Raw genomic sequence first — 18,191 nt, forward strand, 5'->3', positions numbered from 1 at the left:
TTACCGTGGAGCATCGATGACAACAGAGAATCTGGCGCAAATGGGTGCCGCGCGGGTGGTGAAAAGGGTTAATGCTGCCGGAATAACCGTGATTGAGAAAGTGCCGGTCAGCAAGGTTGAGTACGCCTTCTACCACCAGGTTGCGCCCGAGCTAAACCGCGCGGAAATTTTTACTCCAGCCTTGCTGGCAGCCGATGCCAGCACGCGCGTCCTCACCCTTGAAGCGATCCCCTACCCTGTTAGCCAGCAAAATGTCGCAAACGACGCCATCGTGTCGATGCTGGCGCGCTTACACCGCTTTGCGCCGGATAAAAACTGGCACTATCACCCCCATCGCTGGCCCGACGCGCAGCTGGCGCTGAGCCTGCAACTGCTCGCCTTACCGGAAGAGGCCGCCAGAGTGCTGCGCCGCTGCCAGCGCGACAGCGACAGACTGTTTGCCGAAGCGGGCCTGATTTCCGGCGACAGTAATGCTGGCAACTGGGGGCAGCGCGAGAACGGCGAGTTTGTGCTGTTTGACTGGGAGCGGTTCAGCACCGGGCACCCGGCCATTGATTTAGCCCCGCTGATTAAAGGCATGGGCACGCCTGAAGAGTATCGACACCTCGCGGCGCGCTACTGCCGATTTAATCCGCGGTCAGAAAACGATCTCGCTCGCGATATTGCCTTAGCGAAAGCGTGGATTGTCAGCGAAGTGATTACGCTCCTTTACAAGCGACAGAAAGCGGATTTTCCGCGTTTTCAGCACTGGTATCGCAGCTATTTGCCCGACTGGCTGAGGGAAGTGGAAAAAATGATTTGAGCCAATAATTGAGACTGCCTGCGGGGTTATTCGGATAATAAAAGCCTAATAGTGGCAAAATATCATACGTTTCTCCCAACGCAATTGTTTACTCCTTATTTCTGGTAGGTTGTATTTAAGATTATACTCATTACCCTTTCAGTCAAATGGGATAGTCACGTATGAATAACTGATAGCGTAATGATATAAATGATAAGAATAACAAGGATCGTTAAACCGTCAGTTGAATTAACCGATTATGCCACGTCATTTTCGCCTTTTCGTACGCTCCTCGAAACCTATTTACCCGCCTCTATCCAAAATTTATATGCCCGCCCGGTTATCGCCGATGATGGTGCCGTTGAGTGGTATAGCGATATTAATGGTCAGCCGCGCCGCTTACTCGATCTGAGTGAAACCGAGCAGAGCCGCGCCTGCGCCGTGCTGGAACAGCGTCTCGACAGCGTTCGGGCACTGCATCAGAAGCTGGCGCAAAGCGGGAGCGAACCAGAAACAATGCTGCGCCTGCTACAGGCGGCCAGTCACTCTCCTGCACCTGAGCAGGTGTGGGTAATTGACGGTCACCCGGTGATTGTTCCGCCTGCGGAGGGCACGCCCCGCGCCGCTGCTGCCGCAACCACTGCCGCTGCCGTCTCAAGCCGTCGCTGGTGGCCATGGCTTTTACTTCTGGCACTGCTTATCGCCCTGATTCTGTTGCTGTTGTCACGCTGTTCGCCACTGCACGAAACAGCAGCACCCGTCACGCCCGCGCCACCAGCTGTAACGCCCGGCGAGCCGGTGAAACCTGAAACGGCACCTGCGCCGCAAGCGCCGGTAAAACCCACCAAAGCGGTCTGCCCGGCGCAGCGAACCCAACAGCAAGCCCCTGAAATGGTGGTGATTATGGACGCCTCCGGTTCGATGGCCATCACCATGGATGCCACGCAGGATGAGTTGGTCAGCTGGAACCAGGGGAAATATGTCGAGAATATCGAACGTGAACCGCGCCGTATCTCGCTGGCGCGTAACGCGGCCAAAGGCATTATTGACACTATCCCGCGCGATATGAACATCAGCCTGGTGGCGGCGGAAAACTGCCGTCAGGTCTCCCTGTCGCCCAGCTTCCCCTTTGCCCAGCGATCGGCGCTGAAAAAGCGGATTGAAGGTATTCAACCGGTCGGTAAAACGCCTCTCGCCGAAGCCTTAGCGCTGGCGGGCAAAAAGGTGGATGGCGTGAACCGCGATGCGATCATTTTGCTGGTCTCTGACGGAGATGAAACCTGCGGCGGCGATCCCTGCCAGGTTGCCCGCGAGCTGAAAAAGAGTAAACCGCGCCTGCAGGTGAATGTCGTCGATATTATGAGCACCGGCGCAGGAAATTGTATTGCCAGCAGCACCGGCGGCAAAGTTTTTGCTGTAAACAATACCCGGGAATTTAAGCAGATCATGAAAAAGGCGATGCAAGAATATATTCCTGAGGGCTGCGAATAATATTCACCAGGAGAAACTATTAGGCACGCTGGTATTTTTTTGGCGCAATAAATGGCCGCGAAAAATTTCCCTTAGTGCTAAATAAAATGCGCTTAACGCCGATAACGCTTTACCGTTTTCGCATTTTCCCATGCTGAGATGAGCAATTTAAACCTCGCTGAAATAGCGTAGCAAGGGTTAATTCTGCTCATTTTTATCTTTTAGAAAACACAGGACCTGCCAACGTGAAAGAGATGTTTCTGTGCAGTGACAAGCTCAATAAATATCAGTCGATGGGCGAAAACGGGCAGGCTGTCCATATTTCTGCGCTGCAGTTGCGCGAAACGCTTCGCCTGCGCAAACAGGGCGCGGCGGCCGATGTGCTCGCCATTCCGCAAATTAGTGAACACGGCGAACGTATTGACTGGTATGCCCCTTTTCCCGGCGATGTCATTCCCTGGTCAGCGGCCACGGAGAGCGAACGTCAAAGCGCCCTGGCGCAGCTGGAAACCACGCAGGCCACGTTGCGCCAGCTCAGCCAGGATTTCGCCCAGAGCAACCAGCCGGAGCAGCAGCTGTTTGGTAAGTTGCTGGAAAAAACCCTGCAATTTCCCGATCCCGAGCATGTCTGGCTGGTCAACGGCAAGCCGGTGATCAGCTTCTGGGGATTCGTCAACGCCCGCCATCAGGCACGGATCGATCCGCTGGATTGCTTACGTCCGCCGAAACCCGTTACGCCCGCGGCCCCGCAGCGCAGCGCGCCGCCGATCAACGAGCCGGTGGTAACGCCGCCGAAGCGTCGCGGATGGTGGATCCTGCCCGCGTGGTTATGTTGGCTGTTACCGCTGCTTCTTTTAGCACTTCTGCTGCTGTGGCTGCTGCGCGGCTGCGTACCCGGCGTAACCATTCCTGGCTTTAGCGTTGAGCAACCGGCACTGCCTGATGCGCACCTTCCGGTTGCGGAGAATGGCGCCACCCTCCCCGTCACCTCCTCTGAACGTTTTGTTGGCACTACCGAAGGCGTTACTGCGCCAGTGGTGAGCGGCAGCACGACGGGCATCGGCACGTTGAGTGATGAAGAGCGTGCCACAGCTGCCCCGGAAAACGCCGCCGCCCTTAACGATCCCGCCGTGCCGGTCGCGCCTGAAACAGGCAGCGAGCCTGCGCAAGCTGGCGTTGAGCCCGTGACGCCAGAGGCGCAGGTGAACGACCCGGCGCTGGCGGAACCCAACGCTACTGCGGGCAACGCTACCGCGCCGGTGGAGGCGAAAAACCCGTTAAGCCTGCCGCCGGAAGCGCTGGCGCAGGGGCGTACCGATTTTCTTAATGGCCAATGGCGCGCAGGCGCAGGCATCCAGGATCAGCGTACCGGCAAGCCGCTGAGCCTCAACTACCAGATTAAAGATGGCAAAGGTGAAGTGCAGATGGTGCGCGGCGATGGCGTCTCCTGCCGCGGCGCGGTCAATGCCGCCATCCAGGCCGGCAAGCTGGCCATTAATAACCAGGGTGAAGCGCAATGTACCGATGGCTCGGTTTACCAGATGCCGGAGATCGTCTGTGCGCCCGGTGCTAAGAGCGTTGCCGACTGTAAAGGCAGCTACGGCACCAGTACCCTTTTCCCCCTTTCGATGAAGCAGGAGGCAAGTAACTAAATGCTGGCTGAGCTCACTGATTTTAAAAAACAGGTCAAACTTATCCGTGACAGCGGGATTCAGTTCCTCGACTTCGCTTTCTCCCTGCCCGCGCGTAAAGCCTACGGCGAGTTTCTGCGCCAGCAGGGCGAAGGTGCGGTGCTGCGCCTTATCTACAACGAGCGTGACGACAAGTTTCAGGTCCCGACGCCAGACGGCGAAACGCCACGCAACGCCGAGCCGGAGTATGCGCTGGCGATTGAAGATTCCCTGAGCCTTTATGCAGGGATCTGGTTGCCGCTGCCCTTCTTTCGCTTCAACCCACCGGGCGGCTTTTCTCACGGGCCGACTAACTGGTCGCGCGTGCAGTTTCATCAACTGCCGGAGCCGGACGAGAAAGGCAACACCTGGCGTGCAACGCTGATTTTCGATACCAAAATCTTTCCCGACCGCGAACATACACAATATCTGGCACCCGGCGAAGATGATGTCCGTTCCGGGGCCGGTTTTGCGCTGGCCTGCTTACCGCACCAGATGGGCGACTTCCTGACTCTTCCATGGATTGAGGAGTGGCTGAACGATATCTATACCAGGCAGGCACACGCTGTGCTGCGTCAGCACCCTGAAGACACCGAAGAGAAGCTGGGGCTGAAAGAGCATCAGGCGCACTTCCTTAACCTGCTCGAGGTGCTGAAAAAGACCATCGCCATTCCAGAAGTACAACTCAATGACGTGAAAATTCGTGATACCGCGATCCCCGTCGACCTGGTGCTGGATATTGGCAACTCACGCAGCTGCGGCGTGCTAATTGAGGAGCATGCGGCGGATAACAAAGGACTCTCCCAGCTTTATCAGCTGCAATTGCGCGATCTGAGCCAGCCGCAGTTTGTCTATAACGAGCCGTTTGAGAGCCGACTGGAGTTCGCGCAGGCGGAGTTTGGCAAGCAGGACTTCTCGTCGAAAAGCGGGCGCAGCGACGCCTTTACCTGGCCGACCATCGGCCGTGTCGGCGGTGAGGCTTTCCGCATGGCGGCGCAGCGTTTAGGCACCGAAGGCTCAACCGGCCTCTCCAGCCCGAAGCGCTATCTGTGGGACGATCAGCCCTACTCTCCGGGCTGGCGTTTCAGCCAGGCGTTTGTCAAATCGGATCGTGAACCGCTGGCAACCGCCGCACCGCTGCTCTATATGCTCAACGATCATGGCAAGCTGTTGATTCGCCTCAATGAAGATGAGCGGATGCCGGTCTTCTCGCCGGTTTACAGCCGCAGTTCATTGATGACCATGATGCTCTCAGAAGTGCTGAGCCAGGCGTTAATGCAGATCAACAGCCCGGCGCAGCGCCTGAAGATGAGTCACGCCAGCCATCCGCGTCGTTTACGCAACGTGATCCTGACCGTACCGCCGGCGATGCCGAAACCAGAGCGCGCCATTTTTGAAGCCTGCATGCATGACGCTATCCGCCTGGTGTGGAAATCGCTGGAGTGGGAAGAGATGGATTACGACGGCGAAGAGAGCGGCAATGCGAAGCAGCCGCACCCCGGCGTTCATGTGAAGTGGGATGAAGCGACCTGCGGACAGCTGGTCTATCTCTATAACGAAACGCAGACCAATTTCGGTGGCCGCACCGATGAGTTTTTTGCCGCCACCCGTCGCCCCGATAATCAGCAGGCGGAAGGGGAACAACGCAGCCTGAAGATCGCCTCCATCGACATTGGCGGCGGCACCACCGATCTGGTGATCACCCGCTATACGCTGGATGACGGTAAAGGCATTAACGTGCGTATTACACCGAAACAGCTCTTCCGTGAAGGCTTCAAAGTGGCGGGCGACGACATTCTGCTGGATGTCATCCGTCTCTATCTCCAGCCAGCCGTAAAAGCGGCGATGATGAAAGTCGGCCACAGCGATATCGCGGCAGAGTCGATGATGTCGCAGCTGTTCGGCAGCGAAGCGATCGAAGCGGGCAAGCAGGTGCTGCGCCAGCAGTTGACGCTGCAAATCTTCTCACCGCTGGCGCTGGCCATTCTTCATCGCTATGAAGAGTACAAGCCGGAGAGTGGCCGCGAAGTCCTCAACTATACCTTCCGCGAACTGCTCACCGGCACTACGCCTACCGCCAAAGTGCAGGATTACGTTAACGACGTGGTGCGCACCGGCCAACTGGCGAATGAAGCGCCCTTCTCACTGCTCGATGTGCCGTTAGAGGTCGATCTCGCCCGTCTGCATAATGAGTTTATCGATCCACGCAGCGGCCGGATGAACATCTGCCATAGCCTGCGCGCCCTGTGTGAAGTGCTCTGGCACTACAACTGCGATGTGCTGCTGTTAACGGGACGCCCTTCACGCCTGCCGGGCATCCAGGCGCTGATTCGCCAGCTCCAGCCGGTGCCGCCGACGCGGGTTCTGCCGCTGCACGGGTATGAAACCGGCGGCTGGTATCCCTTCAACAAAAAAGGGTGCATTGACGATCCGAAATCCACCGCGGTGGTCGGCGCGATGCTCTGCCTGCTGGCGGAGAAGTCGCGTCTCAACAACTTCTATTTCCGCGCGGCAAACTTTACCGCCTACTCGACGATCCGCTACCTCGGCATGCTGGATGGCAACAACGTCATTAAAGACAGCAACGTCTTTTACAGCGATATCGACCTCGATGCCGCTGACTTCCAGCTCCCTCAGGGCCAGCCATTTGAGGCGCGCGGTGAAGTGCGTATCGGTTTCCGCCAGCTGGATAACGAGCGGTGGCCGGCCTCGTCGCTCTATACCCTGAAAATCAACAATCCGAACCTTGCCAGCGAACTTGCCGGCGATGCGGTGATGCGTATTGAGCTGATGGCGGAACAGGGCCGCGCGCGAAACGGCGAAGAGGCTGTGAGCCCGGAGCGTTTCCGTATTGAATCGCTGGAGATGGAGAACGCCAGACGAAACTACAGCCGCAAGGATGTGACCTTCCAGTTAAACACGATGGTTGGCAATGGCATGGGCGAAAGCCAGTACTGGCTGGATAGCGGGAGCATTAAGAGCTAATGAACAGCATCAATTCGAAGCAAATTATCCAGGGCTGGCAGGGCGTTGAACGCGGTGCCGGTGAAGCGATTGAGTGGATCAATGCGGTGCGCCAGGATGCGCCGCGTCTTAATACCGAAGCCGACCGTCTGATGATTAACCTCCGCCGCAGCCGTAACAAGGCGCGCCGTCTGGCGCTGGCAGCGGCTAAACCGATGACCATCGGCTTCTTTGGCCTGTCGCAGGCGGGCAAATCCTACCTGATTTCCGCGCTGGCGGCGGGTGAAAACGGCAAGCTGGAGACCCGCCTCGGCGGTAAACAGCTCGATTTTCTGACCCACATCAACCCGCCGGGCGGCGGCAAAGAGGCAACCGGCCTGGTGACGCGCTTTAGCCGCCGTCAGGTTGGCGGCGACGAGCGCTGGCCGGTGACGCTGCAACTGTTTAGCGAAATCGAGATGGGCAAAATTCTCGCCAACGCCTTTATCCATGATTTTAACCAGGAAAAATTTGACTGGCAGTATGACGAAGGGCGCATCAACGATCTGCTGGCCTCGCTGACCAAACGCCGTCGCCCAACCCGCGTGGCGGGCATCAGTGAAGATGATGTCGTCTCGCTGTGGGATTACCTGAGCCGCCATGCGGAAAAAAGCCAGAGCCGCTTAGCGCTGCACTACTGGCCGCAGGCGATTACGCTGGCGCCGTGGCTGACGCCGGAGGATCGCGGCCAGCTCTTCTCGGTGTTATGGGGCGAGGTGGCAGAGCTGACCGAAGCCTATATCCGTTTTGCGCAAACCCTGCATCGGCTGGGCGGCGCGCAGGAAGTGTGGGCACCGTTAAGCACGCTGGTCAGTGAAGAGAATGGCCTGCTGGTGCAGCGCGACAGCATTATGAATGTCGACATGCTGGAGCGGCTGAATAAAGAGACCGATATCCGCATTGAGGTCTGTCCGGTGGTAGAGGGCCAGGCCGCAGCGCCCGTCACCCTCTCGCTGGCAGAATTAACGGCATTAACCGTTGAGTTGCATATCCCGCTGGTCGCCTCGACCCGCGAGCCGCTGTTTGAGACCGTCGATCTGCTCGATTTCCCCGGTTATCGCGGGCGCCTCGGCGTTGAGTCGATGGATGATATTCGCCGCGCGGTTAATAGCGAAGAGAGCAACCCGCTGGCGCAGCTGATTTTACGTGGCAAAGTCGCTTATCTCTTTGAGCGCTATACCGAAAACCAGGAGATGAACGTCCTGGTGGTCTGTACAGCCTCGACCAAGCAGTCGGATGTGAAAGAGGTGGGCGGCGTGCTCGATGAGTGGATCCGCTACACCCAGGGTGCCGACGCCGAGGCGCGCGGCCGCCGTCTGCCAGGGCTAATTTGGGCGCTGACCATGTTCGATCTGCGCATCAGCCAGGGGCTGTCGCAAGAGGAGGCAATCCTGCGACAGTCCTGGGGGCTGGGCGGGATGATCAAAATGGCGATGACCGAGCGTTTCGGTCAGTACAAATGGATGCAGGAGTGGCAGCGCGGACAGGCGTTTAACAACACCTTCCTTGTGCGCAAGCCGCGCCAGCAGACGCCGTTTATTCGTATTAGCGACGGTAACGAAGCGGCGTTTAGCGAAGAGAACCTGCCGCAGCTCCAGTTGATGCGCAAAACCTTCCTTGAAGATGAAGCGGTTAACCGCTATATCGCCTCGCCGGATGAAGCCTGGGACGCGATGCTCGAGCTTAACGACGGCGGGATGCGCCGCATGGCTGATTACCTCTCGACCGTTGCGCGTCCGGAAGTGAAGCTCGAGCGCATTGCCGAGCAGTTGCAGGAGATCCGCGATGAGCTGATCGAGGGCGGTTTAGGCAACTGGTATCAGCCAGACGGCGAAGAGGATGCGGCGAAAAAGGCGCAGATTGCCCGCGACATTCTGGATGTGCTGAAAAAACGCAGCGGTATGCACGGCGAGCTATTGCTGCGCCTGGTGCCGACGCGCCGCGATTTGCAGGCGCTCTATCTGCAACAAACCACGTTGCCGGTGCAGGAAGAGACGCCTGAAGAGCTGGATATCTTCGATATCGGTGTTGGCGCTGCCTTTGGGGCTGAAGCACCTGCGGCAACGACCTATAGCCACGAAATTGCCTTCGCGCATCAGAGCGTACAGCACTGGATCAACCATCTGCGTGGCTTGTCGGAAAGCCCGGCGTTGCTCAACTACATCAATTTACCGCGCCCGATTATCGACGCGCTGGCCGATGAACTGATTACCGCCCTGCTCCGTCTGCGCATCGAAGAGAAGCTCGTTGAGGTGATGACCAATACCGAGCAGGCAGGCGTGCTGCTGGAGCAGATGGTGGACCGCCAGGTGTCGCGCATCCTGCATGTGATGGGCGATTTTATTACCTGGCTTGGGTACCTCGAGATGCCCGCAGCGAAACGCCCGACACGCTTGAATATGCCGGAGCAGCACATTTTCACCCGCCCCTCTCAGTGCGACAGCGTGGTGTGGAAAGACGACGAGCGTCTGGCGCGTTTAACGCCGCAACAACTGAACTACACCGCCATGTTCATTATCGACTGGCTGGTGGGGCTGGAGTCGATGATTACCGAGAATGCGGGCCATTCGGCCGGTCGGGAGATCAGCGTGGCGCAGAACGAAAAACTGGGCGCCATCATCCGTCAGATTCAGACTTCACAGGAGTAATAGCAGGTGATCAAACCCGAACTTAAAGCCCTTCAGCCCGTCATCCCGGGCTATGCGCAACTACTGTTGAAAGCGTGGAAAGGGGGCATGGATGGCGTGATGATCTCGGTGCTGCGTAACCAGGATTCGCTCTATCTCGACAACGATGGCGGCTGGAGCAGCGCGGAAGTCTTTCTGGCGCTGCCGACGCTCACCCTTGACGAGGGCGTGCCCACCGTGCAGGTCGGCCCGTCGCTGGTTGATCCCCTGCTGGCCAACCGCCAGGCAGCCTATCGCATCGCCATCAAAGATGACGCCTCGCGCGATATGGGGATCCTGATGATCAGCGAAGGCTTGCTCAGCTCTCAGGCGGGCGGCGAGAACCCGCTGCCGGTCAACACCCGTTCCCTGAATGACACCCCGCCGACGCCACCTACCGTTGAGCCAACGCCGCCACCGGTACCGGAACCCGCACCGGTGGTTTCTGAGGCGCCTGCACCGCAGCCTGTCGAGGAGCCAAAAGCGAAGAGAGGTAAAGGGCTGATTATTGCACTGGTGGTGCTTCTACTGCTGATCGCCGCCGCCGCTGCGGCATGGTGGTTTATGCGTAGCCCCGAAGCGCCAGCCGAAGAGACACCGCCACCTGCGGCAGCCCCTGCGGCCGCGGCGAAAGCCAGCGGCCCGTGCGGCGACGATCTGATGACCAAAGGCAATGAACTGGCATTTGTGAAAGGGTGCCTGCGCAGCCAGCCAAGCAGTGCGCAACTGCTGGAGGTGATCGCGAAAGCAAAAGCGGCGAAGCAGTGTGATGTCGCGCAACGCTTGTACGCCTATAAAGCGCAGTCTGGCGATACCCAGATGGCGATGCGTTATGCCGAAGAGTATGACCCGAAAACCGCGCAGAGCGGGGGTTGCTTTAGCCCGGATGCGCAAACCGCAATCTATTGGTACGAGATTGTGGTCAACCAGGACTCACAAAACAGCGGGGCGAAAGCCCGTCTTGCCGAGCTGAAAAAATAGGATTAAAGGATGAAAACGAGAGTCTGGCTGGGCGGATTTCTGTGCTTAACGGCCGCCACCATGGGCGCGCACGCCGCCGATCAAAAACCGCTGCTGCAGGAGGGGAAACATAGCCTTTATCAGCGTGTTCTCACCTACCCGGGCTGCCAGCTGGCACCGAAAGCGGGCGAGGCCGGTAAAGAGCAGCCGGCGTTTAGCCGCTTCTACGTTTATCAGCGCAGCAAGCAGGGCCAGGATGAGTGGCTGCAGGTCGGGCCGGATAGCTTCGGTCATGTTTCCGGCTGGCTTAAAGCCGCCTGTACCGTCGACTGGAAGATGCAGCTCACGCTGGCGTTTACCAACCCGGCGGGTCGCCACCCGATGCTCTTTTTCCGCGATAAGAGCGACGTCGAATCGTTGCTGAATAACCCTAAACCGGCTGCCGCGCTCGATCCGTTATTGGCCAATCTGAAGAGCAATAAACCCGTGCCGCAGGTGCTGGCGAAAGAGCCGGATTACATGGTCGATCAGCAGAAAAACTTCTACCTGCTGCCAGTGTTAGGCTCTGACGATGTCTTTACCGACAGCGGTTTCCAGGTGCGCGTGCTTAATGTTGCCTCGGTCAGTGAAAAAGCGCCGGAGAAAGCGGCAAAAGCGGCTGACGAGAAGAACATGATGAAGGGCTTTTCGGCGTCGGTGGTGTTTGTAATCGACTCCACCATTTCGATGGGCCCCTATATCGACCGCACTAAAGAGGCGATCGATAAGATCTATCAGCGCATTGAAAAGGAGCACCTCCAGGATCAGGTGAAGTTCGGGCTGGTGGCCTTCCGCTCTAATGTCAAAGCCGTGCCGGGGCTGGAGTATGACAGCAAGATGTATGTTGACCCCAATACGGTGAAAGATGGCAAAGATTTCCTCGCCAAAGTACACGATCTGAAGCAAGCCACGGTCTCCAGCAGCAAAGTGGATGAGGATGCTTATGGCGGTGTGATGACGGCGCTTGATAAGGTCGACTGGACGCAGTTTGGCGCACGTTACGTGATCCTGATTACCGACGCCGGCGCGCTGGAGGGCGGAGATAACCTCTCCTCTACACATCTTGATGCCGCACAGGTTCGCCAGGAAGCGGCCTATCGTGGTGTGGCGCTTTATACCCTGCATCTCAAAACCCCGAGCGGTAAGAAAAACCATGCTGCTGCCGAGGCGCAGTATCAGGATCTGACGCTCAACCCGTTCCTGCATAAACCGCTCTACTACCCGATCGACTCCGGCGATGTGAACAACTTCGGCACCATGGTCGATAGCCTGGCGAACGCCATCACTGGCCAGATCAAAACCGCCTGGAGCGGCGAAGAGACGGCGGGCAGCGCGCTGGGCGCCAGCGAAGAGTATGCCGGTAAGAAAGCCGACCCGCTGCTGAGCGATGCGGATAAGCTGAGCAAAGCGATGCGCCTTGCCTATCTCGGTGAAAAACAGGGGACCCAGGCACCGCCGGTGTTTAAATCCTGGATCAGCGATCGCGATTTGGTGAACCAGAACATTCCCGCCACTGAAGTGCGTGTCCTGCTGACCAAAAGCGAGCTGAGCGATCTGAGTGATGTGATGAAGAAGATCGTCAATGCCGCCAACGAAGGGTTGATCTCGCCAGACGATATGTTCGCCAGCCTGCGTTCGCTGGCCGCAACGATGGGCAACGATCCGAACCAGGCGAAAAGCAAAAACGCCACACGTCTGGGTGAATTGGGTCTGCTGGGTGAATACATTGAAGGGTTGCCGTACCTGAGTGAAGTACTGAGCCTTGATGAAGAGACCTGGAAGAGCTGGGATGGCCTTGAGCAGGAGCGGTTTATTCGCCGTCTCAATACCAAGCTGAACTACTACCAGCGCTATAACCAGGATGTTGACCGCTGGATCTCGCTGGCACCGGACAGCGATCCGCGTGACAACGTCTACCCTGTGCCGCTGGAAAACCTGCCGTAATGCTACACATACGCGAAATGGCGATCCGCCGCGGCGGCACGCAGGGCTACCGGGTCTCGCTACCGGAGCTGACGCTGGCGCCCGGTGAAGTAGTTGCGCTTACCGGCCCCAGCGGCTGCGGTAAGAGCACCCTGCTGGAGATGATGGGCGCGATCCTGCGCCCGGAACAGCTGTCGGAGTATCGCCTCGGCGAGCGGGATCTTACCCCGGCGCTGCTCGCGAATGATGAAGCCGCGCTGTCGGGTATTCGCGCGCGGGATCTCGGCTTTGTGCTCCAGCACGGCGGGCTGCTGCCGTGGCTGACGGTGCAGGAGAACATCACCCTCACCCGTCGGCTGGTCGGGCAAACGGTGCAATCGCCGTGGCTTAAGACCGCGATTGATCGGCTCGGCATTGCCCCGCTGCTGCATCAGCTGCCTTCCCGCCTGTCGATTGGCGAGCGTCAGCGCGTGGCGTTTGTGCGCGCTATCGCCCACCAGCCGCGCCTGCTGCTGGCAGATGAGCCAACCGCTGCGCTCGATCCCGATAACGCCAGCCGCCTGTTTGCGCTAATGATTGAAATGGTGCGGGCAATGGAGATGGCGGCGGTGATCGTCAGCCATGACTGGCAGCGGGTGAGCGAGTGCAATCTGCGCTGTTATCGCGCCGTGATGCAGGAGGGGCAAAGTGTCTTCCAGCCTGCCTGAAACTCGCCCCAGGATGGGGCTACTACTGAATATGGCGCTGCGCGATCTGATCCACGATCGAAAAGTGGCGCTCTGTATTGTCTTCTCGCTGATCGCGGTGATCGCCCCGCTACTTCTCTTGTTTGGCTTAAAAAACGGTATCGTCAGCCAGCTGCGCCACGATCTGCTTGACGATCCACGCACGCGGGAAGTGCGGATGACCGGCAACGGTAACTACGATCTTGCGTGGCTCAACGCGCTCGCGGCACGCCCGGAAGTTGGCTTCTCAATACCGCTTACGCGATCGCTGAATACCCAGGCAGACCTGGTGCGCGACGGGCAACATTTTGCCGCTGGTGCAGAGGTGATCCCTTCCGCGAAAGGCGATCCGCTGCTGCGTGAGAGCGGAGTGCTGCCGCACGGCAGCACCGTGGTACTGAGCAACAGCGCTGCCCGTAAGCTCGACGTGAAAGCGGGCGACACGTTCCGGCTGTTTGTCAGCCGTAAACGCGACGGGCAGAACCAGCGCACATCGCTCTCCGTCAGCGTCGGTGCCATTCTCGACGAGGCGCGCTTTGCACGCCCTGCGCTGTTTGTCGACCTGCCTCTGCTGGTGGCGCTGGAAGATTATCGCGACGGTTTCCAGGTGCCGCTGCTCGGCGTTACCGACGGTGAAAACGCGCGCGAGCGGCATAACTTTGCGCGCGCACGGCTCTATGCCGCCACGCTGGATGATGTTGCCCCCCTGGCGCAATGGCTTGAGTCGCAACATATCGAAGCGATAACCCAGGCCGCGCAGATTGAAGCGGTGCGCGCCATCGATCGCGTGCTGGGGGTGATTTTCGCGGTAATCGCCTGGATCTCGGCCTCGGGCTGCATTGCGTCGCTTATTGGCGCGTTTATCGCCAATATCGATCGTAAACGCAAAGATATGGCAGTGCTGCGCCTGCTCGGTTTTCGCCGCCAGGCGGTGACGCTGTTTATCATGATCCAGGCGCTCTGCCTGACGGGCGTTGCGTTTATTGCTGGCCTGTTGATTTATGGCGCGGGCAGCGCGCTGTTTAACCACCTTCTGGGCGCTAATCTCCCCGAAAGCGCTTTTGTTTGTCACCTTGATCCTGGCCACTTTGCCGCCGCCTTCCTGAGCGTGCTGGCCGTGGCGCTGGGCGTTGCCGCGATTGGCGCGCTGCGGGCGTTAAAGATCGAACCTGCGGAGAGTTTACGTGAAATTTAACCTGTTACTGACGCTGGCTGCGGCCGGGTTAGGCTTTTCCTGCGCGGCAAACGCAACGTGGGATGAGAAGTTCTGGAACCCAAAACCCTTGGCCGATGATGTGATCCTGCCGCTGCCCTGCGATGGCGCAATGGCGTTTCGTAAGGTTGCTATTCCTCTGGATAAGCCGTTAGCCGATTACAGCATTACGCTTGGCGAAGAGGGCAACGAGTGGGGCTATATCGAACAGTCACGCCCGGACCATATCGCCGGTAGCTTCCCGCAAGAGAAGAAAGAGAAAGGCCGTTACTACCTGATGGCCAAATATGAGCTGACGGATTTGCAGTATCGCGCACTCTCCGGTGATTGCGCCAAACCCGATATCAAAGGTCGTCTGCCGAAGGTCAATATCGGCTGGATGGACGCCATGTCGATTGCCGATAAATACAACCTGTGGCTGCGAAAAGAGAAGCCGGACGCACTGCCGCAGGATGATAAGCAGCCGGGCTTTTTACGTCTGCCGACGGAAACCGAATGGGAGTTTGCCGCGCGCGGCGGGCTGTCTGTCTCGTCGGCGGAGTTTCGCGATCGCCACTTCCCGATGCCGGAAGGCCTGAATGGCTATGTCTGGTTCGCGGGGGCGCAGTCAGCAAATAACAAACTTCAGCTTACCGGCCTGCTTAAACCGAACCCGCTGGGTCTGCACGATATGCTCGGCAACGTTGGCGAAATGATGTTTGAGCCGTTTCGCTTAAATAAACTTGACCGCCTGCATGGCAAAGCGGGCGGCTATATCGTGCGCGGCGGCAGCTACTTAACGCCGCAGGCCGATATTCGCAGTTCGCTGCGCGGGGAAGAGCCCTATTACACCGCGCAAGGTGAAAACAGCAGCAAGGCGACTGGCATGCGCTTAGTTCTGGTCTCAACCACCCTCACATCGCGGGATCGCATCAAAGAGATTGAAAAAGAGTGGCAGGCGCTGGGTACCGAGAGCAAAGCGGCGAAGAAACCGGGCGAAGGCGCGGACTCATTACAGAACCTGAATGCCATCTCCGCCAAAGTGCAGGATGAAGGTGTGAAAAAGGAGCTGGAGTCGCTGCGTAATGAACTGCGAGCCAATAGCCAGCTGCGGGATGAGCAACGCGACCAGGCGATCCGCACCTCTTTGCAGCTGGGCGCCTTTTTGTGCACCAAGATGAAAGATGACGGCGAGTTTCTCGATCGCCTTAACCAGCTTTATAGCAAAACGTGTGCCGCCGGGAGCCAGCTGGATGCCAACTGTTCGCGTCGCCAGGAGCAGCTCGATCAGCATAAAAAAGCGCTGGAGTTTATCACCAGCTATTACGCCGACACGCTGGTGGATATGGGCACGACCTATAACAAGAGCCTGATCGATCCGCAGATGACCGTCGTTCAGCAACAGATGGCGGCGCGCGGTAAAACCAATCTAAACGGTTACCTGAATACCTACTGGGGCAATCTTCAGGGCTACTGGAAAGATGGCAAAGTGGCGCGCGATGCGTGGCTGAGCGCTTGTAAAAAAAATAATTAAGGACATTCAGGAGAGAGTGGTGATGGTTGCTTTTAAACGGTTACGTACAGCAGTAGTGGCTGGGTTGATTGTGGTGCTGGCGGGTTGCCAGAGTTCGGGCGGTATGGGCGGCAGTGGGAGTGTCGATCCCCGTTTAGCCAATAACCAGGACGTCGAGTTTTTTAATAAATCGGGCGTCATGGCCTGTGCTGGCGGCGCGCTGCTCGGCGCGCTGGCCTGCGCGGCAAGTAACTCAAGCAATAAAGCGGTGTGCATGATTGCTGCCGCGGTGGCAGGCTGCGGCGTCGGGGTTGGTGCTAACGCCTACCTTGATAACCAGCGTAAAAAATATGCCTCGCAGGAGGAGCAGTTGAATGCCTCCATTCGCGATATCCAGGCGGAAAACACCCGCATCCAGAATGCGACTAACGTGGCGAAATCGGTTATTGCCAGCGACAAGCTGACGCTGGCGAAGCTTGAGAAGGACATTGCCGCAAGGAAAGTGAAGAAAGATGCGCTGCAACAGCAGGTTAAAGGCGTCGATGCCAACATCGCTTATCTGCGTAACACGCTGACCGATATGAAAAAACATCAGCAGCAGTGGCAGGATATCTCCTCTGATATGCACAGAACCGGCGGCGATACCAAGAAGCTCGACGCTGAAATTGCGCAGATGCGCGATCAAATTGGCTCGTTGCAGGGTGAACTCGACAGCCTCTATACCCAACGTACCGCACTGAAAGTTAGCTGAGGATCACGCTATGCATAAGAAGATTTTAATGATGTTGAGCGCGCTGTTACTGGCTGGCTGCGCGACAAATGCGCGTGATTGTGACCCGACCGCCGGCGACGTCAGCATTATTACCAAATTTAACTGTAACTACTCCGGCACCTGGGATAAGCGCGTTGAGCAGAAGCAGCAGACCCTGCAACATGAGCAGCAGTTAAACAAGGAGTTCAACGCGGTCTATGCGGCGATTGAACAGGAGAAGCAGCAGAGCAATGCCAGCGTCGCCAGCAAGCGTAAATCACAGCAGGCGCTGCAACGTTCGATGAATAACCTGATTGCGCAGCTGAAGCAGAAAAACGCAGGCCGGGCCGATATGCAAAAACAGATCGCCGCGCTTGAGAAGAAGATGAAAGAGGCGCAAAACCGCCCTTCAGCTTCCGAGATGGAAAAACAGATGGAGCTGCAGAAATTGCAGGGTCAGCTGTCGGAACTTCAGCAAACCTTAGCGACGCAATAAACTTCGCCCGCCGGCGCTGCGTCGGCGGGATGACACTATCAGGAACCCATGATGAAACGCATCTCTATGATTGCGATATTGCTCGCAGCAATGTCCGTAGCAACCTATGCGCAGGCGGAAATCCCCGACCCGGATTTGATATTTAACTGTGATTTGCCGAATGAGAAAGGCGTTGTTATTCGCCTGAAGGATAACGTCCCGACTTACTATTACGGCTCTATTGAGCAAGTCGAGATGACTCTACCGCGCATTGAAGGTGATAAAACCCAGGTCCGCGTTGGTGAGATGACCTTCGCTGGGGGCGGCTCCCTCTACTACCGCTTTATTAACGGCAACTTCAGTTATGTGGTCTATAGCGGGATGGGCAGAGGATGGGAGTTCACCGGCCTGAAAGTTTACCAGGGCAAAAAACGCATTATGAAGCGCGAATGCACTAACGGCGGCTTTTTGAACACGAATTATCGCGGTGAAAATCTTGTGAAAGAGAGCGATACCGGCGATGACGATACCTACGGCTATGCCGATTAACAGTGGACGGAACAGATGATCTCACGCCGTTATTTGTGGCCGTTTTTACTGCCTTTTGTGATGCTAAAACCCGCGCTGGCCATTGAGATTTGGCACTCGGATACGGTATGGGCTAACCAGGGGATGTGCAGCGCAACTTTTACTCTCGATAGCGGCACGGAGCCGGTCGGCCAGCTGGATATTGGTATTGAACTGGTTAACGCACGCCAGGAAGTCGTGAGCGTGGATCACTTAGTCGTTGCGCCCTTTGGCACCTCAGAGGCCACGCGTTATCAGTCAACCTCTGCTGAAGGGGAGCACTATTGCGATGATACGTTAAGCATCCGCATTACTTCACTCGCTGAGGTCGACAACGGCGTGCAGAAGCGGTTACCTCTTTCGCTTATCACGCCGCGCCACTTCACGCCATTTACCATCGTGACGGCGCCACGAGATAAGTAACTCCGACAGAAAAAAAGCGCGCCGGTAAGCAAT

The 18,191-nt window shown here is 57.5% G+C and carries 14 protein-coding genes; all 14 read left to right on the forward strand.

Translation table 11 applies throughout. The features are described from left to right. Positions 1–16: 16 nt before the first annotated feature. The 14 genes from ABIC80_RS13620 to ABIC80_RS13685 all read left to right on the forward strand — a co-directional run bounded on the left by ABIC80_RS13620 (position 17) and on the right by ABIC80_RS13685 (position 18,158). On the forward strand, positions 17–802 hold the full coding sequence (locus ABIC80_RS13620; RefSeq protein WP_429177491.1) for a phosphotransferase family protein: 786 nt from the start codon (positions 17–19) through the stop codon (positions 800–802). A gap of 189 nt (positions 803–991) precedes the next feature. After that, the gene (locus ABIC80_RS13625; RefSeq protein ID WP_429177493.1) at positions 992–2,272 is read left to right on the forward strand and encodes a VWA domain-containing protein; all 1,281 of its coding nucleotides are present in this window, start codon (positions 992–994) and stop codon (positions 2,270–2,272) included. A 233-nt stretch (positions 2,273–2,505) separates the two neighbouring features. Then, complete coding sequence (locus ABIC80_RS13630; protein ID WP_429177639.1) at positions 2,506–3,903, forward strand: SrfA family protein; 1,398 nt, start codon at positions 2,506–2,508, stop codon at positions 3,901–3,903. After that, complete coding sequence (locus tag ABIC80_RS13635; protein ID WP_346440133.1) at positions 3,904–6,906, forward strand: virulence factor SrfB; 3,003 nt, start codon at positions 3,904–3,906, stop codon at positions 6,904–6,906. Next, positions 6,906–9,572, forward strand: a complete 2,667-nt coding sequence (locus ABIC80_RS13640; RefSeq protein ID WP_429177495.1) for a putative virulence factor — start codon at positions 6,906–6,908, stop codon at positions 9,570–9,572. The genes ABIC80_RS13635 and ABIC80_RS13640 overlap by 1 nt, the downstream gene beginning before the upstream one ends. Before the next feature lie 6 nt (positions 9,573–9,578). After that, a complete protein-coding gene (locus ABIC80_RS13645; RefSeq protein WP_429177497.1) occupies positions 9,579–10,571 on the forward strand; it encodes a hypothetical protein in 993 nt (330 codons plus the stop codon). Between the two features lie 9 nt (positions 10,572–10,580). After that, positions 10,581–12,533 (forward strand): vWA domain-containing protein, encoded by a 1,953-nt coding sequence (locus ABIC80_RS13650; protein WP_288882097.1) that lies wholly within the window; start codon positions 10,581–10,583, stop codon positions 12,531–12,533. Then, complete coding sequence (locus ABIC80_RS13655; RefSeq protein WP_233631612.1) at positions 12,533–13,219, forward strand: ABC transporter ATP-binding protein; 687 nt, start codon at positions 12,533–12,535, stop codon at positions 13,217–13,219. The genes ABIC80_RS13650 and ABIC80_RS13655 overlap by 1 nt, the downstream gene beginning before the upstream one ends. Beyond that, a complete protein-coding gene (locus ABIC80_RS13660) occupies positions 13,200–14,432 on the forward strand; it encodes an ABC transporter permease (RefSeq protein WP_312277504.1) in 1,233 nt (410 codons plus the stop codon). The genes ABIC80_RS13655 and ABIC80_RS13660 overlap by 20 nt, the downstream gene beginning before the upstream one ends. Next, complete coding sequence (locus tag ABIC80_RS13665; protein WP_429177499.1) at positions 14,422–15,963, forward strand: formylglycine-generating enzyme family protein; 1,542 nt, start codon at positions 14,422–14,424, stop codon at positions 15,961–15,963. The genes ABIC80_RS13660 and ABIC80_RS13665 overlap by 11 nt, the downstream gene beginning before the upstream one ends. 22 nt (positions 15,964–15,985) lie before the next feature. Next, on the forward strand, positions 15,986–16,693 hold the full coding sequence (locus tag ABIC80_RS13670) for a hypothetical protein (RefSeq protein WP_076769169.1): 708 nt from the start codon (positions 15,986–15,988) through the stop codon (positions 16,691–16,693). 10 nt (positions 16,694–16,703) lie between these two features. Then, complete coding sequence (locus ABIC80_RS13675) at positions 16,704–17,189, forward strand: hypothetical protein (protein WP_429177501.1); 486 nt, start codon at positions 16,704–16,706, stop codon at positions 17,187–17,189. A gap of 48 nt (positions 17,190–17,237) precedes the next feature. Next, positions 17,238–17,717 carry a hypothetical protein gene (locus ABIC80_RS13680; RefSeq protein ID WP_232045216.1) on the forward strand — a complete coding sequence of 160 codons (480 nt, stop codon included), beginning with the start codon at positions 17,238–17,240 and terminating at the stop codon, positions 17,715–17,717. Positions 17,718–17,732: 15 nt separating this feature from the next. Beyond that, complete coding sequence (locus ABIC80_RS13685; protein WP_312199358.1) at positions 17,733–18,158, forward strand: IrmA family protein; 426 nt, start codon at positions 17,733–17,735, stop codon at positions 18,156–18,158. Positions 18,159–18,191: the final 33 nt, after the last annotated feature.

Source organism: Kosakonia sp. 1610, assembly GCF_050435845.1.
In the GTDB taxonomy this organism is placed as follows: domain Bacteria; phylum Pseudomonadota; class Gammaproteobacteria; order Enterobacterales; family Enterobacteriaceae; genus Kosakonia; species Kosakonia cowanii.

Bases quoted from the DNA above. Each gene is read 5' to 3' on its own strand.
- ABIC80_RS13620 (WP_429177491.1), top strand. From the start codon at position 17: ATGACAACAGAGAATCTGGCGCAAATGGGTGCCGCGCGGGTGGTGAAA.
- ABIC80_RS13625 (WP_429177493.1), top strand. From the start codon at position 992: ATGATAAGAATAACAAGGATCGTTAAACCGTCAGTTGAATTAACCGAT.
- ABIC80_RS13630 (WP_429177639.1), top strand. From the start codon at position 2,506: ATGTTTCTGTGCAGTGACAAGCTCAATAAATATCAGTCGATGGGCGAA.
- ABIC80_RS13635 (WP_346440133.1), top strand. From the start codon at position 3,904: ATGCTGGCTGAGCTCACTGATTTTAAAAAACAGGTCAAACTTATCCGT.
- ABIC80_RS13640 (WP_429177495.1), top strand. From the start codon at position 6,906: ATGAACAGCATCAATTCGAAGCAAATTATCCAGGGCTGGCAGGGCGTT.
- ABIC80_RS13650 (WP_288882097.1), top strand. From the start codon at position 10,581: ATGAAAACGAGAGTCTGGCTGGGCGGATTTCTGTGCTTAACGGCCGCC.
- ABIC80_RS13655 (WP_233631612.1), top strand. From the start codon at position 12,533: ATGCTACACATACGCGAAATGGCGATCCGCCGCGGCGGCACGCAGGGC.
- ABIC80_RS13670 (WP_076769169.1), top strand. From the start codon at position 15,986: ATGGTTGCTTTTAAACGGTTACGTACAGCAGTAGTGGCTGGGTTGATT.
- ABIC80_RS13675 (WP_429177501.1), top strand. From the start codon at position 16,704: ATGCATAAGAAGATTTTAATGATGTTGAGCGCGCTGTTACTGGCTGGC.
- ABIC80_RS13680 (WP_232045216.1), top strand. From the start codon at position 17,238: ATGATGAAACGCATCTCTATGATTGCGATATTGCTCGCAGCAATGTCC.
- ABIC80_RS13685 (WP_312199358.1), top strand. From the start codon at position 17,733: ATGATCTCACGCCGTTATTTGTGGCCGTTTTTACTGCCTTTTGTGATG.